We start from the raw sequence: 14,131 nt of genomic DNA on the forward strand, positions 1-14,131 counted from the left end.
GCGGGCTGTGGGCGGCCACCCAGTTGCCGGAGAACACATCCGGCGCTGCCTCCCAGGTGTCGCCGTCGCCCTGCCCGTCGGGCACGCGGGCGAAGCCGGCCGGGCGAGCGGCGGCCCGGGGACCGGACTTCCCGGTGCGCGTGCGATCGGTCGAGGGAGTGGCGGATTCGGGTTCGGCGCTCACATCTCCTCCTTCGGTACGGCGGTCATGACCGGCTGGGGCAGAGCATCAGCTCAGGTACGTGCGCCCGCGGCGGGAGCTGCAGGATCGCGGCGACCATCGCCGCCACGTCCTCCGGCTGGAGTGCGTGTGCCAGCTGATCGGCCGTGGGAGGGGTCGGACGCTTGGCGATCATCGGGGTCCGGGTGAATCCGGGGTAGATGACGCTGATCCGGACACCGTCGGCGCGAGCCTCCTCCATGGCGGCGTGGGCCAGTGCGGCCACGGCTGCCTTGGCCGCCTGGTAGCCGACGCCGGACAGGTCCGGCCTCTTCGCTGCCGATGACGACACGTGGATGAGCACTCCCCCGCCCTGTCGCTTCAGCGCGGGGAGCGCCGCCCTGGTCAGGGAGAACGCAGCGTCGACGTTCACCCGGAACAGCTCACGCCAGTCGCTCTCGGAGAGGGTGTCCAGGGAGCGTCGGGTCACGTTCGTACCGACGCAGTTGACCACCGCGTCCAGTCCGCCGAACTCGGCGGTGGCACGGTCGACTGCCGTCAGAGCTGCTTCGAGGTCGGCCAGATCGCCGGGGACGCAGAGCACTCGTGTGCCGCCGCCCCGCAGGCGGTCCGCCACTTCGGCCAGTTCCGGTGCCCGCCGGGCGGCGATGACGAGGTCGGCACCGAGTCCGGCCAGCGTCTGTGCGGTCGCTCGCCCCATGCCGCTGCTGGCACCCGCGACGAGAACCGCGTGCCCGCTCAGCGGGCCCTGTGGTGATGGTGGGATGCTCATCCGGCCACCAGCCGCCGGATGTACGCCGCGTCGGTCCGGGTCTGGTCGAGCACCTGTGCGTAGGGCAGCGCGTAGTGGCTGTGCAGGGTGAGCACGCCGTCGAAGTCCGCTGCCCGGAGATGGGCGACGATGGCGGGCCACGGGACCATGCCGTCGGCGAGTCCGAACCAGTCGGAGGCCCACGCCCGCCGGCCGTTCGGATCGAGGGCTGCCGGGTACCACCCCCCGTTCTTCACGCCCACGCAGTCGAGCCAGGTATCCAGCAGGTCGAAGGTCAGCCGCCAGTCCTCCCGCCCTTCCTGCACAGCCTGGTTCCCGGGGTCCGGGTAGGCGACGAACGTGGCCGGATCGCGCCCGTCGAGCAGCCGGTGCGCGAGCGCACCGGAGCTGTGCACGGTGCCGCCGTGCAGTTGGAGCGCGAGGCGGACACCGGCCCGTTCCGCGATCTCGCCCAACCTGTCGAGATCGTGCCTGGCCCGGTCGATCTGCTCGGTGACCCGAGTGTGCGGGTCGTACTTCCAGTAGCCGAGCCGAACCGTGCCGATCCCGGCCGCGGCGCAGGCTCCGAGCACGGACTCGGCCGGGTGGGCCGCCGGATCGCTGAGGTCGGTCGTCGCCAGCGGCACCGACAGTCCGCCTTCGCGGCAGCGGGAAACCGCCGCGGAGATGCCGGCAGGACTTGCCGGGGAGGCGGTGAACCCGTCCCGGATGAGGAGATCGACGCCGTCGAAGCCGAGATCGGCGATCGTGTCGACGGTCTCGGCGACTTCGCGGTCGCCGAACAGCTTGGTGAACAGGACCGTTTGCATCCAGTGTTGCCTTTCTCCGGAGGGGGATGGTGCGGTGGGCTCGCGCACGATCGGTCGGGCTGCCGTCGACGACGGTCCCGGCACCGTTTCGGCGCGGCCCGGCGGGGCGGCACGGACGTCGGGTCGGACGGTGCGTCGTACCGCTCGGCCGGAACGAGCGCGGGTTCAATCAGCCGGCGTGCGTCACGCCGTGTCGTGCACCGGCGCCTCGGCGGTGCCGCGCACGGCTCCGCCCATGGGCCGCCCGGGGCTTGGTGAAGTCGGGCCGCAGATCCGGCATCAACGGCCGCCCAGACCACTCATGGTGATTCCGCGGACGAACCACCGCTGGGTGAGGAAGAACAGAATGATCAGGGGGATCGTGGTGAAGGTGGCCGCCATCAGCAGCAGGTTCCACTGGGTACCGTTGATGTCCTGGAACACCTGCAGGCCGACCGGGACGGTGCGGGTGGCGTCGCTGTTCGAGATGACCAGCGGCCAGAGCAGGTTGTTCCACTGCCCGATGAACTTGAACACGGCCAGGGTCGCGATCGCCGGCAGGGCGAGCGGCACGATCACGCGGACGAACGCCTGCCAGCGGTTCGCGCCGTCGAGGCGGGCCGCCTCCTCGTAGTCGCGCGGGATGCCGAGGAAGAACTGCCGGAGCAGGAACACCCCGATCGCGGTGAACGCGTGCGGCACGATCATCCCCGGCCAGGTGTCGATGCCGTGCAGTTTCGCGACCAGCACGAACTGTGGAATCAGCGTCACCTGAGAGGGGATCATCAACGTGGCGAGGTAGACCCCGAACAGCCAGCTTCGGCCTCGGAAGTTCAGCCGGGCGAACGCGTACGCGGCCAGCGCCGCGGTGACCGTTTCGAGGATCGTCGTCCCGGCGGCGAAGTAGACGGTGTTCAGCAGGTACCTGCTGAGCGGGACGAGATCGAACACGCGGCCCAGGTTCTCGGGGTGCCAACTGCTCGGCCAGAAAGCCGGCTTCGCGGCCATCGACTCGTCGTCGGACTGGAAAGCCACCAGCACCATCATCACGACCGGGATCAGCGTGACCGCGGTGACCAGGAAACAGGCGAAGACAACCAGTTTGCGCCTGACGACAGGTTTCGTGTCACTTGTCATAGTGCACCAGCTTCCGTTGGAAGAGGAACTGGCCCGCAGTGATCAGCACGATGAACGCGAACAGCGCCAGTGACTGCGCGGCGGCGTACCCCTGGTCGTAGTTCTTGAAGCCGGTCTGGTAGATGTACATGACCAGCGTGGTGGTCCGGGTGCCAGGTCCGCCGTTCGTCATGATCAGCGCCTGGTCGAAGACCTGGAACGAGCCGATCACCGATGTGACGACGACGAAGAACAGCGCAGGGGAAAGCATCGGCAGTGTGATGTGCCGGAAGCTGTGCCACGGCGACGCACCATCCACGCGTCCGGCCTCGTAGAGCTGCTGCGGAATCGCCTGGAGCCCCGCCAGGATGACGACCATGCCGAAGCCGAAGCTCTTCCACACGCTCATGATGATCAGCGCCGGCATCGCCCAACTGTCCGAGACCAGCCATGCCGGTCCACTGATGCCGAACCAGCCCAGGACCGCGTTCACCAGGCCGTCGTGCGGGATGTAGAGCCAGATCCAGACGAACGCCACCGCGACCGTGATGGTCGCGTACGGCAACAGCAGGAGCGATCGGAAGACGGCGATCCGCCGGAGTCCCTGGTTGAGCAGCAATGCCAGTGCCAGGCTGACCAGGATCGTCAACGGCACGCTGACCAGGGTGAAGTAGGCCGTGTTGCCGAGCGCCGACCAGAACGTCGGATCGGGACCGAGGCGTGCGAAGTTGCGCAGGCCGACCCAGGTGGGAGAGCTGAACAGGTTCCAGTCCAGCAGCGAGATCACGCCGGCCGCGACGACCGGACCGGCGGTGAAGACGAGGAAGCCGATCAGGCTGGGAAGGAGGAACAGCCAGGCGGTGAGCGCCTCACGGCTACGCCGGCGCCGGGTGGGAGCGGGTGTGAGCTGTAGGTAAGTGCTGGTGGCGGGTGGAGTGTCGACAGCCATCGCGGTCACCTCTTCCTGGCCGTGGCTTGGCTGACGGTGTCGCGATGCTGACGCATCAGTACGTCGAGGCGCGGCGTGAGCCCGTCGATGACCTCGCGGATGCCGACCTGGCCGAGGAAGGCGCGCGGCAGATCCTGACCGAGCAGCTGCTCGACCTGGTTCCAGTTCGTGGTGACGTCGTAGGCGTGCCCGCCGGCGAGCTTGCCGGCCAGGATGTTCCGGACGATCCCGAGGTTGGCGGGCGGCGGCTGGAAGGCGCTGCCCGCGCTGCGCCGGGCCGGATTGTTGCGGCCGGCCTTTGCGTAGATGTCGAGCGCACCGGTACTGGTCAGTGTCTTGAGCAGCTTCCACGCGAGGTCGAGCTCGGCGCCCTCTCGTACCCCCGACGGAATCGCGAAGCCGGTCCCCGAGACGCGCGGCGTACTCCCGGCGGCACCGGCGGGGAACGGGATGACGTCCCAGTCGAACTTCGCCTTACGGGCGTTGACCACCTGCCACGGCCCGTTCTGCAGGAACGCGACGTTGCCCTGCAGGAAGTTCGACAGCGAGTTCTCGGTGACGAGGTTCTTGATCGGCGGTGTGACCTTGTCCTTCACGAACAGGTCGATGACGAACTCCAGGGCCTCCATCGCCCGCGGCTCACCGAGGATGCTCCGGCCGCCGTCCGCACTCATCACGTTTCCGCCGGCGCAGTAGATCCACGACACCAGGTCGCCGATCGCCGGCGCACAGGTGAAGCCGTACTGCTCACCGGGTTCGGTGAGCTGCTTGGTGAGTTCGCGGAACGCTGCCCATGACATCGGTTCGGTGCGTGACGGCAGGGGAACGCCCTGCTTCTTCAGGAGGTCCTTGTTGTAGTACATGACGGTCGGCGCGACATCGAAACCGATCGCGTACGTCTTCCCGTTGAAGGTCGAGATCCGCTGACTGGTCTCATAGAAGTCGTCGAGCTCGAAGTCGGGGTCGGCGGCGATCAGGTCGTCGAGCGGGCGGTGGGCGCCGCGGGCGGCGTACGTCGGGATGAGGGTGCCGTTGAGCGCGGTGACCAGGCTCGCGGTACCGCCGACGAGTTGCAGATCGAGCTTGGTCGAGTAACCGCTCGACGGGGTCAGAGTGGCGACGGAGCGCACGCCGAGTTGCTGCTCGACATACGTGCCGAAGTCCTCCCAGACCTTCATCTCCTCGGCGCTGCTGGACCACATGGACCACGTCGCCCTGCCGGAGGTCGGGGCGGACGAACAGCCGGCTGCGGCGAGTCCGAGGCCGGCGAGGCCGCCGAGCTCAAGGAAGCTGCGGCGGGACAGCTTGCTGATCATGGTTCTCCTCAGCGATAGAGCAGGTTGATCGACTCGGCGCGAATACGCTCCTCGTCGACCTCGACGCCCAGTCCAGGGGCTGTGGGGACCGTCGCGACGGCCTTGGTGATGGTCAGCCCGTCGACGTACAGATCGGTCAGGAGTTCCGGCCCGTTGAGTTCGGCGGGCAGAGCGAGCTCGAGCTGACTGAAGACGTGCAGTGCGGCGGCGAACGCGATTCCGCAGTCGGTGAGACCGCTGGCCAGGATCTCCAGACCGCCGGCGAGCGCGGTCTGGGCGGTCTTCAGGGCGTTGCGCAGTCCGCCGGACTTGCAGACCTTGATCACGACCAGGTCCGCCGCGTCCAGCCGCATCGCACGCGCCAGGTCCTGGGCGGAGAAGCTGCCCTCGTCGATCGCGATCGGCAGGTCGATCAGCTCACGCAGCCGGCCCATGGCGAGCGTGTCGGTGCTCGGCACGGGTTGCTCGACACAGTGGATCGTCCGGACGTGCGCCGTCCGGTCCAGGAGTTGTCTGAGCGCGGCCGGACGGTACGACTGGTTCGCGTCGAGCCACAGCGGTCTGCCGTCGGCGACTTCGGCGGCGGTCTCGATCGCCGCCGTGTCGGCGTCCAGATCACCACCGATCTTGATCTTGTACGCCGAATAGTCAGACGACTGAAGTACGTGCTCGCGGACCGCGGCCCGGTCGCCGACACCTATCGCCGAACAGAGCGGGATCTCGTCGTACACCTTGCCGCCGAGCAGCGCGTGGACCGGAACGCCCGCGAGCTTGCCGGCCGCGTCGTGCATCGCGACGTCGACCGCGGCGCGGGCGAACGGGAAGCCGTTCGAGACCGCGGGACTGAGACGCTGGGCGGCGCGCCGTTGGAAGAGCTCGACATCGAACGGTGTGAGGCCGAGCAGGATCGGCGTGAGATGACGGCGGATCACGACGGCCATCGTCTCGGCGGTCTCGTAGCTCCAGCTCGGGAGTGCGCGCTGCTCTCCCCAGCCGACCACGCCGTCCTCGGTGGTCAGCTTGACGAAGATCACCGCCGCGGACTGGTCCGGCGCGGTGCCGGGTGTGCCGACGGCTCCGCTGCCGAGCACGAAGCGGCGGGCGAACGGGACGGCGACGGGGAAGACCTCGACCTGGGTGATGCGGGACATCTGCGGTCCTTTCAGGCGCTGATCGACCAGGCGGCCGGGTCGACGAAGCTCGGTCCGCGGGTGCCGTCGGCCAGCCACTGCAGGGCGTCGCGGAGCACATAGCCAGCGAGCGCGAGGTGTCCTTCGGCGGTGTCGCCGGCTATGTGCGGGGTGAACAGGAGGTTCGGGGCCCGGAGGACGGTCGCGTCGAACGTCGTGGGCTCGGGGTCGTAGACGTCCAGGGCCGCATAGATCCGGCCGCCGAGTGCGTGGTCCAGGAGTGCTTGCTGGTCGATCGCGGGGCCGCGTGACGAGTTGACCACGACCGCCCCTTCGGGCAGGTTCTCGATCAGCTCGCGGGTGATCATGCCCTTGGTCTCGGGCACGTTCGGGACGTGGATGCTCAGGAACGGACTGTGTGCGGCGTCCTCGAGCGTCGTCGTCCGTACGCCGAGTTCCTGCGCGCGTGCGGGCGGCAGGTACGGGTCGTAGACCGCGATGTCGCAGCCGAACGGTTGGAGCATGGCGATCAGTGCGCGGGCGGTGCTGCTCGCGCCGATGATCCCGACCTTGGCGCCTGCCAGCTCGTGGCCGCGGTACGCCGTCTGCTTCCAGCCGCCGGACCGGATCGCGCCGTCGAACCGCGGAAGCCGGCGGGCGAGGGTCAGCAGGGCGCCGAGGCAGTACTCGCCGACCGACCAGGCGATCCGCTGACCGGCAGAGAAGACACCGACGCCGTGGTCGAGGACGACCGGGTCGATCAGGTGCTTCACCGTGCCGGCCGCGTGCGCGACGACCTTGGGGCCCTGGCCTCCGGCCCACAACTCCTCGCCGAGCTTCGGCGTACCCCAGCTGGTGAGCAGGACGTCGGCGCCGGCGGCCAACTCGGGCAGGGCGGCCGGGTCGAGAGCAGGAGGGTTACCCGCCCCGGCCGGGCCCGCCGTGTGCCTGTCATCCGCCCAGACGACCTCGAAGCGTTCGTCGAGAAGTCGGCGCGTGGCTGTGTCGATGACATCGGCGGCACGTTCGGGTGAGATGAGGGCCGCGAGTCGGGGGTTCGGCACGGGAGCTCCTTCGGGTTGGCGTGAATCTGAAGGTAGGCGCCTTCCGTCATGCAGGTCCAAGCCCGTTTTCGCATGAACCGATACCGTGCGCGCATGGATTTCACGCTTCAGCAACTCCGTGGCTTCATCGCCGTCGCCGAAGAACTGCACTACGGGCGGGCGGCGCAGCGCCTGAACCTGACCCAGCCGCCGCTGACCCGCCAGATCCAGGCCCTTGAGCGGATACTTGATGTCCGACTGTTCGACCGCCCCGGCCGCGGGGTCCGGCTGACCGCGGCCGGCGGAGTGTTCCTGGAGCACGCCCGCCGCGTGCTCGCGCTGCTGGAGGTCGCTCCGGAGGCGACCCGGCGCGCGGCCGACGGGACGACCGGGACACTGCGGCTCGCGTTCACCGCGATCGGCGCGTACGCCGTACTCGCCGACTTCCTGACCTTGGTCGCCGAACGGACGCCGGGTGTGACGGCGGAACTGACGGAGCTGGTGAGTCCCGCGCAGTTCGAGGCACTGGCGAATCTCGATATCGATCTCGGGCTGGTGCGGCCGCCGATCCCGGAGAAGTTCGAGTCGCTGCTGGTGCACTCGGAGGACCTGGTCCTCGCCGTACCGGACTCGCATCCGCTGGCGTCCGGAGAGGGGCCGGTGTCGCTGACCGATGCCACCGCCGACTACATCGGGTACAGCCCGGAGGGCTCGCAGTATCTGCACGACATCTGCGCGGCGATGATCGGCATGGACCGGTACGCCGTGAGTCAACTGGCTTCACAGGTACCGACGATGCTCGCGCTGGTGCGTGCCGGACTGGGATGTGCGCTGATCCCACGGTCGATCACGGCGATGCGGGTCGAGGGCATCCGGTACCGCGAACTGGACGCGGCCGACGCGCATTCGGTGACGCTGCACGCCTGCTGGAGCCCCGACAACCCGAACCCGGCGCTGCGGCGGCTGGCCGAGGCCCTGCGCGAGGAATAGCCGGAGCTGCCCTGCGATCCGGTCCGCATGCGTCGGCTCGGCCGTGGCTCCTGGGCTCGGCTGCGTGCAGTTGCCCCGCTTTTCCCGTCAGGACCTCGCGGTCATACGGAACGCGTAGCCGCAGGGGTGGGAGCGGCCTCGGGCAAGCCACCGACCGTTCGCCGCGGCAGTGAGTGAGTGTCATCACGAGTCGAGGCGCAGTCGTCAGCGCGGCCGGGCAAGGTGTGCCCCCAACGGCGTCAGCGACGCGGGAGCACCTTGCGCGGCGCCAACTGCGTGGCGCGGACCGCGAAGTCCGCGAGCCCAGGATCGGGACCGGGAGCACCGGCAGCAGAATCAGTGCCGGGCCGTGTGCACGCCGTTGCCCGGTCTGCGTGCCATGGCCCGGCCAACTGTCCCTTCAGTCAAGGTCGGACATGTCGAGCACGAAGCGGTAGCGGACATCGTTTCGCCGGAGGCGGTCGAGTGCCGTGTCCACCTGTGACGACGGGAGTACTTCGATGTCGGCGGCAATGCCGTTGTCGGCGCAGAACTGGAGCATCTCTGCTGTCGCCGGGCGGCCTCCGCTGCCCGCGGAACTGAGCTTCTTGCGGCCGATGAGCAGGTCCATGGCCTCGACGGTGACGGGGCCCAGGTACCCGAGGAGGCTGAGGGCGCCGTCCATCGCCACCAGCTTGAGGTACGGCGCGAGGTCGTGAGGGGCGGAGATGGTATCGATGACGACGTCGAAGGTGTCGCGTGCCGAGGCCATGAGCCGGGCGTCGGTGGAGTCGATGAGGTCGTGAGCGCCGAGCTTGCGGGCGTCGTCACGCTTGTCCTGGGATCGGCTGATGACAGTCGTGGTGGCGCCGAGTGCCACGGCCATCTTGACTGCGAGGTGGCCAAGCCCGCCCAGCCCGGCCACAGCGACGCGACTGCCGGGGCCGACGCCGAGGGAGTGCAGGGGTTCCCACACAGTGACGCCGGCGCACATCAGCGGGGCCGCCCCAGCCGGGTCAAGTCCGGCAGGGAGCGGGTAGGCGAAGGCATCGCGCACGACGTACTCGCGGGAGTAGCCACCCAGGGTGGTCGCCCCGTCCTGCCGGTCAGCGCCGCCGTAGGTCAGCGTCGGGAAGGAGTGGCAGAAATTCTCCTGTCCGGCTTCGCACATGGCGCACTCGCCGCAGGAGTCGACGATGTTGCCCACCGCGACGCGGTCGCCGATCGAGAAGGTGGTCACGTCGGGGCCGGTCGCGGTCACCACACCGCTGAATTCGTGACCAGGCACCAGGGGCGATCCCGCTTGCTGGTCGTACGCCTGCAGGGCATGCAGGTCGCTGTGGCACACGCCGCAGTAGTCGACCTGCACCGCGATGTCATCCGGGCGCAGGTCACGGCGCTCCAGTGACGTGCGCCGCAGCGCAGTCGGTCCGGCCGCCTGCCATCCGGTGGTCGTTCGCATGGTGACTCCTTAAACAGACTGTTCGGTCTGCCAAAGACTAGACCCGGCCGCCCACCAAAGCAAACCAACTGTTCTGTTTGGTAGGCTGTCGGCATGCCGGAACAGCCCCAGACCTCGCGAGGCGCCGCGACGTATCAGCGCATCCTGGACGCCGCCACCGAAGAGTTCGCGCAGCACGGCATCGCCGGGGCACGCATCGAACGCGTCGTGAAGGCAGCGCGCACCAACAAGGCACAGCTCTATGCCTACTTCGGCGACAAGGAGCGGCTCTTCGACGCGATCTTCCTCAGTTCGCTGGAGCGCATCACCAACGTCGTGCCGATCGACGCCGACGATCTCGCGGAATGGGCCGTTCGTCTCTACGACGAGTACCTGCGCCGCCCCGACCTCATTCGGCTTGCGACCTGGACACGGCTGGAGCGCCGGCCTGCCGGGCACCTCGTCGAGACCCACCAGCACTACGACGACCGCAAGCTCGCGGCCATCGCCGCGGCCCAGGCCGCCGGGCGGATCCGCGCGGGTGACCCTTTCGACATCATGGCTATGGTCATCGCCATGTCCATGGCCTGGTCACCGGTCAGCAACGTATATGCGGCCAGCAGCCAGGAACCCGATGCCGTACATGACCAGCGCCGCGCGCTGCTCCGCGGCTGCGTCCAGAGCGCCACCGCGGCTGGTGAGGGCGGCACGTCCCCTTCGTGAGCGTCACCGACATGCCGGATTGACCGAAGATGACCATCGAGTCGGGACCCACCGGAGCGGACAGCGCCTCATCGGATGCGGCAGTGCCGTCCAGGCGGCGCGTCTTGGGGAGTGGTGGAGCTGCGCGAAGGCCCGCTCCGCGACATAGAGCAGCCTTCCCATGCCTTTGATGGTCGGGGGCGCCTCTGCGAGTGATCTCGAACAGATGCTCATCCGTCGTTCAGCCTGGGCGGCCGATGAGGCGTGTCAGTGCCTCCGAGGGCCAGCAGAGCCAGTTGAACAGGGGGTGGGTGAGGACGAAGTATTGGGCGCTGACGAACCCCCGCTGCTTGTCGAGGATGTGCGGGGCGCCATCGCGGTACATGTAGCGGCGGTAGCAGCGGTTGATCGGCGCTCCTGATATCAGCAGCACCGGTGAGACTATGAGGATGGCCAGCGAGATGAGCGCCTTCACGGCCCTGAGCTTGGCTCGCTCGGACCGATTCCCATATCGCATGCGCTCAGTGTGCTGACCCCGGTTGACGTTTGTCAGCGTGTTCAGCGGGTTGGGTGGTTGGCGGGACGGCCATATCCCTTACCGGCGACTGCACTCGGCCCACGCTATGACGGTGGCGGGCGCTTGTCCCTTGATTGAGTTATTGTCAAATCCTGTGGATCTGATCAACGCGGTCGTTCCATCGGAGCCTTGTTTTGGTTCCCTCGGGCAAGAGCGGTCGAATCCGGTCTCACAGAGCGGCGTTCGCCTGCTGCCTGGTAAATGAGCTGGTAGCTTCCGCGACATGATCGACCACAGAGACAGCACGGCTCTCCGGACGCTGGTGACCAACGCCGACGCCGAGAGCGGCATCCTGCTGTTCGGGATCACGCCGCCGCGTCTGAGCACCGCTCCCGAGCGGATACGGGAGATCACCGCGGCCACGTTGGCACGGTTGGACTTCCTCGACCTGGACGGTCTGGCGCTCTACGACATCGACGACGAGAGCGACCGCAATCCTGCGGAGCGGCCGTTTCCGTACCTGCCCACCATGGACCCCGCCGCCTACCACGCGGAATACCTCGGCGACTGGAACCGCCCTGCGGTTATCTACCGATGCGTCGGCAAGTACCCCGAGGCGGAGCTGCGGACTTGGCTGCAGATGGCCGACACGGACCGAGTGCTCAGCGTCTTCGTCGGTGCGGCCTCGAAAGACAAGACGGTGCGGACCCGCCTGTCCGAGGCGCAGGCCCTGCGCCGTGACGTCCGCCCGGAGCTACTGCTCGGCGGCGTCGCCATTACCGAGCGGCCCGACGAGCATCTGCGGCTGCTCGCCAAGCAGGAGGCGGGATGCGCGTACTTCATCTCGCAGGTCGTCTACAACGCCAACGCGGTGAAGAGCATGGTCTCCGACTACTACTACGCCTGCCGCGAGCGGCGGCTCACACCCAAGCCCGTCGTGTTCACGCTCTCGGTATGCGGCTCGGTGAAGACGCTGACGTTCCTCAAATGGCTCGGAGTCGACGTGCCACGCTGGATTGAGAACTCGCTGCTCCACGCCGATGACACCCTGGCCGAGTCGTACGAGCACTGCTTGGCCAACGCCCGTGACCTGGTCGCCTTCTGCCGCAGGCTCGGCATGCCGTTCGGCTTCCTCGTAGAGAGCGTATCGATCCGCAAAGTCGAGATCGATGCCTCGGTCGCCCTCGCCCGCGAGGTGAGCGGACTGCTCGGGCGCGGTCGACCATCCGTATGAGGCCAGCCATGAACGTGCAGGTGTCAAGTCCTCTGATCATGAAGTAGCTCAGGCTGCTGAGACTTCCTCGCGCTCGACGAGGACTCCCTTCTCGAAGCGGGCTCCGACACGGACCAGGGAGACCAGGTGAGGCGCGTTGACCGCGCGCCATCGGGCCTGGGCGGACTCGACGAGCTTGAAGACCATCGCGAGGGCAGCGGCCGGGCTGCCGGCCCCGCGGGTGACCTTGGTTCGAAGCTTGACCGTGCTGAAAGTCGATTCAATCGGATTTGTCGTGCGCAGATGGACCCAATGCTCCGCGGGGAAGTCGTAGAACGCCAGCAGCTCGTCGACCTCGCCGGTGATCTTCTTGACGGCCTTGGGCCACTTTGCCCCGTACGTCTTGTCGAACGCCTTGACCGCCTTGTCCGCGTGCGTGCGGTCCTCAGCGTTGTAGATCTCCTGGAGAGCCTTCTTCGCGCCGGGCTGCGCGGACCTCGGCAACGCGTTCATGACATTGCGGGTCTTGTGAACCCAACACCTCTGGTGCCTGGCCTGCGGAAACACCTCCGCCAGTGCCCGCCACAGGCCCATCGCGCCGTCACCGACCATGAGCATCGGGTCGCGCATGCCGCGTCGGCGGCAGTCCCGCAGCAGGTCGGCCCAGGACTCGGTGGACTCGCGCAACCCCTCGGCGATCGCGATCAGTTCCTTGGTGCCGTCGACGCGGACGCCCATCAGGACCAGGAGGCAGGAGTGCGTCTCGGACAGGCGGACCTTTGGGTGGACGCCGTCGGCCCAGACATAGACGTAGTCGGATTCGGCCAGGTCACGGCGCTGGAACTCGGCGTGGTCAGCGGTCCACTGCTTCGTCAGCCGCGTCACGGTGGCTGGCGACAGGCCGGCCGAAGAACCCAGGAACTGTTCCATTGCGGGCACGAAGTCGCCGGAGGACAGGCCGTGGAGGTAGAGCAGCGGCAGGACCTCGCTGATCTTCGGGGACTTTCGACACCACGGCGGGAGGATCTTCGAGGAGAACCGCTTGCGCTCACCGGTGGCCTCGTCGACGCGCTTGTCGTTCACACGCGGGGCCGCGACCTCGACGGGCCCGGCGGCCGTGGTCACCGTTCGGGGACGGTGCCGGCCGTTACGGACCACCAGTCGGCGACCGGCCTCATCCCGCTGCCCGGCGAGCTCGGCTATGTACTGGTCAACTTCCGCCTCCAGTGCGGCGGCTAGCATCCGCCTCGCGCCCTCCCGGACGATCTCGTCAATCAGGGAACCGGCCTCGGTGGTGCCGTCTTCGTTGACTACGCTGAGCACGGGCGTGCCTTCCCGACCCGCGTTCGCAGCGCGGGCCTACTCGATGACTTGACGATCACTCACTCGGGAAGGTACGCCCTTCGTGCGTCCTCCAGAGGAGCCGATCCACAAGTCCTGAGCATTGCTCCCCTTGATTTCGCGGACGGCTCCAGGCCTGCGTGGACCAGCCGTGCGATGAGGTGATGGGGAGGGTGCGACCGTCCTCGGACGAAAGAGATCGACGGGTTGGTCAATGCGGATGGCCGTGTCCTCAGAAGCGGTCAGCCAGTGGCACGCTCGTGGAGCGGCCGGGCACCGGAGTTGTCACCAAGCAGGTCTCTTGTCTCACGCCACCTCGTCGCGGAGCAGGCTGTAGCGCACCACGTCCCGCCACTGCCCGTCCCGGAACACGAAGCTGCGCAGCACGCCCTCGCGAATGAAGCCCGTCTTTTCGAGCGCGCGCTGCTCAGCAATGTTTCCCGTCTCCGTGTCCGCCTCGAGCCTGAACACCGGCGTGTACGCGAACAGGTACCGCGTCAGCAGCCGTTGAGCCTGGGTGCCGAGACCTCGGCCACGGGCTTCCGGCAGCAACTGGGCTCCGATGTTCCAGCAGTACGAGCTCCTCGATGCCGTGACCTTCCGCCATGCCACGAAGCCGAGCCGGTCGGCGCTGGTCACCACCATCAGCTGAC

At 67.9% G+C, this 14,131-nt stretch carries 14 protein-coding genes; 3 read left to right on the forward strand and 11 right to left on the reverse strand.

Annotated elements, in window-relative coordinates; all coding sequences use genetic code 11:
- Positions 1 to 206 precede the first annotated feature (206 nt).
- The 7 genes from OG521_00755 to OG521_00785 form a co-directional block, all read right to left on the reverse strand.
- Positions 207 to 953, reverse strand: coding sequence for an SDR family oxidoreductase (locus tag OG521_00755; GenBank protein ID WUW19387.1), 747 nt, complete (start codon positions 951 to 953; stop codon positions 207 to 209).
- Positions 950 to 1,762, reverse strand: a complete 813-nt coding sequence (locus tag OG521_00760; protein WUW19388.1) for a sugar phosphate isomerase/epimerase — start codon at positions 1,760 to 1,762, stop codon at positions 950 to 952. The genes OG521_00755 and OG521_00760 overlap by 4 nt, the downstream gene beginning before the upstream one ends.
- 279 nt (positions 1,763 to 2,041) lie before the next feature.
- Entirely contained in the window at positions 2,042 to 2,878 is an 837-nt protein-coding gene (locus OG521_00765; protein ID WUW19389.1) for a carbohydrate ABC transporter permease, read from the reverse strand.
- Entirely contained in the window at positions 2,868 to 3,806 is a 939-nt protein-coding gene (locus tag OG521_00770) for a sugar ABC transporter permease (GenBank protein ID WUW19390.1), read from the reverse strand. Before OG521_00770 ends, OG521_00765 begins: the two co-directional genes overlap by 11 nt.
- A 5-nt stretch (positions 3,807 to 3,811) precedes the next feature.
- Entirely contained in the window at positions 3,812 to 5,122 is a 1,311-nt protein-coding gene (locus OG521_00775; GenBank protein WUW19391.1) for a sugar ABC transporter substrate-binding protein, read from the reverse strand.
- An 8-nt stretch (positions 5,123 to 5,130) separates the two neighbouring features.
- Positions 5,131 to 6,273 (reverse strand): muconate cycloisomerase, encoded by a 1,143-nt coding sequence (locus OG521_00780; protein ID WUW19392.1) that lies wholly within the window; start codon positions 6,271 to 6,273, stop codon positions 5,131 to 5,133.
- Positions 6,274 to 6,284: 11 nt separating this feature from the next.
- The gene (locus OG521_00785) at positions 6,285 to 7,316 is read right to left on the reverse strand and encodes a hydroxyacid dehydrogenase (protein WUW19393.1); all 1,032 of its coding nucleotides are present in this window, start codon (positions 7,314 to 7,316) and stop codon (positions 6,285 to 6,287) included.
- A 93-nt stretch (positions 7,317 to 7,409) separates the two neighbouring features.
- On the opposite strand from OG521_00785, the gene OG521_00790 reads away from it, so the two are divergent.
- Complete coding sequence (locus tag OG521_00790) at positions 7,410 to 8,285, forward strand: LysR substrate-binding domain-containing protein (protein WUW19394.1); 876 nt, start codon at positions 7,410 to 7,412, stop codon at positions 8,283 to 8,285.
- A 400-nt stretch (positions 8,286 to 8,685) separates the two neighbouring features.
- On the opposite strand, the gene OG521_00795 is transcribed toward OG521_00790, so the two are convergent.
- A complete protein-coding gene (locus OG521_00795; protein ID WUW19395.1) occupies positions 8,686 to 9,726 on the reverse strand; it encodes an NAD(P)-dependent alcohol dehydrogenase in 1,041 nt (346 codons plus the stop codon).
- A gap of 93 nt (positions 9,727 to 9,819) precedes the next feature.
- Between OG521_00795 and OG521_00800 the strand changes: the two genes are divergently transcribed.
- Positions 9,820 to 10,428, forward strand: coding sequence for a TetR family transcriptional regulator (locus OG521_00800; GenBank protein WUW19396.1), 609 nt, complete (start codon positions 9,820 to 9,822; stop codon positions 10,426 to 10,428).
- Between the two features lie 220 nt (positions 10,429 to 10,648).
- Here the strand turns inward: OG521_00800 and OG521_00805 are convergent, their stop codons facing one another.
- Positions 10,649 to 10,924 (reverse strand): hypothetical protein, encoded by a 276-nt coding sequence (locus OG521_00805; GenBank protein WUW19397.1) that lies wholly within the window; start codon positions 10,922 to 10,924, stop codon positions 10,649 to 10,651.
- Positions 10,925 to 11,207: 283 nt separating this feature from the next.
- On the opposite strand from OG521_00805, the gene OG521_00810 reads away from it, so the two are divergent.
- Positions 11,208 to 12,158 (forward strand): hypothetical protein, encoded by a 951-nt coding sequence (locus OG521_00810; GenBank protein WUW19398.1) that lies wholly within the window; start codon positions 11,208 to 11,210, stop codon positions 12,156 to 12,158.
- A 48-nt stretch (positions 12,159 to 12,206) separates the two neighbouring features.
- Here OG521_00810 and OG521_00815 read toward each other — a convergent pair whose 3' ends face one another.
- Positions 12,207 to 13,460: an IS256 family transposase gene (locus OG521_00815; protein ID WUW19399.1), complete on the reverse strand. Its 1,254-nt coding sequence runs from the start codon at positions 13,458 to 13,460 to the stop codon at positions 12,207 to 12,209.
- A 324-nt stretch (positions 13,461 to 13,784) separates the two neighbouring features.
- Entirely contained in the window at positions 13,785 to 14,123 is a 339-nt protein-coding gene (locus tag OG521_00820) for a GNAT family N-acetyltransferase (protein ID WUW19400.1), read from the reverse strand.
- Between the last annotated feature and the right edge of the window lie 8 nt (positions 14,124 to 14,131).

The organism is Streptomyces sp. NBC_01463 (assembly GCA_036227345.1).
GTDB lineage: Bacteria > Actinomycetota > Actinomycetes > Streptomycetales > Streptomycetaceae > Streptomyces.

What these genes read in the sequence shown, in the direction of transcription:
- OG521_00755 (WUW19387.1), bottom strand. Translation starts at nt 953, where the DNA reads ATGAGCATCCCACCATCACCACAGGGCCCGCTGAGCGGGCACGCGGTT.
- OG521_00760 (WUW19388.1), bottom strand. Translation starts at nt 1,762, where the DNA reads ATGCAAACGGTCCTGTTCACCAAGCTGTTCGGCGACCGCGAAGTCGCC.
- OG521_00765 (WUW19389.1), bottom strand. Translation starts at nt 2,878, where the DNA reads ATGACAAGTGACACGAAACCTGTCGTCAGGCGCAAACTGGTTGTCTTC.
- OG521_00770 (WUW19390.1), bottom strand. Translation starts at nt 3,806, where the DNA reads ATGGCTGTCGACACTCCACCCGCCACCAGCACTTACCTACAGCTCACA.
- OG521_00775 (WUW19391.1), bottom strand. Translation starts at nt 5,122, where the DNA reads ATGATCAGCAAGCTGTCCCGCCGCAGCTTCCTTGAGCTCGGCGGCCTC.
- OG521_00780 (WUW19392.1), bottom strand. Translation starts at nt 6,273, where the DNA reads ATGTCCCGCATCACCCAGGTCGAGGTCTTCCCCGTCGCCGTCCCGTTC.
- OG521_00790 (WUW19394.1), top strand. Translation starts at nt 7,410, where the DNA reads ATGGATTTCACGCTTCAGCAACTCCGTGGCTTCATCGCCGTCGCCGAA.
- OG521_00795 (WUW19395.1), bottom strand. Translation starts at nt 9,726, where the DNA reads ATGCGAACGACCACCGGATGGCAGGCGGCCGGACCGACTGCGCTGCGG.
- OG521_00800 (WUW19396.1), top strand. Translation starts at nt 9,820, where the DNA reads ATGCCGGAACAGCCCCAGACCTCGCGAGGCGCCGCGACGTATCAGCGC.
- OG521_00805 (WUW19397.1), bottom strand. Translation starts at nt 10,924, where the DNA reads ATGCGATATGGGAATCGGTCCGAGCGAGCCAAGCTCAGGGCCGTGAAG.
- OG521_00810 (WUW19398.1), top strand. Translation starts at nt 11,208, where the DNA reads ATGATCGACCACAGAGACAGCACGGCTCTCCGGACGCTGGTGACCAAC.
- OG521_00820 (WUW19400.1), bottom strand. Translation starts at nt 14,123, where the DNA reads ATGGTGGTGACCAGCGCCGACCGGCTCGGCTTCGTGGCATGGCGGAAG.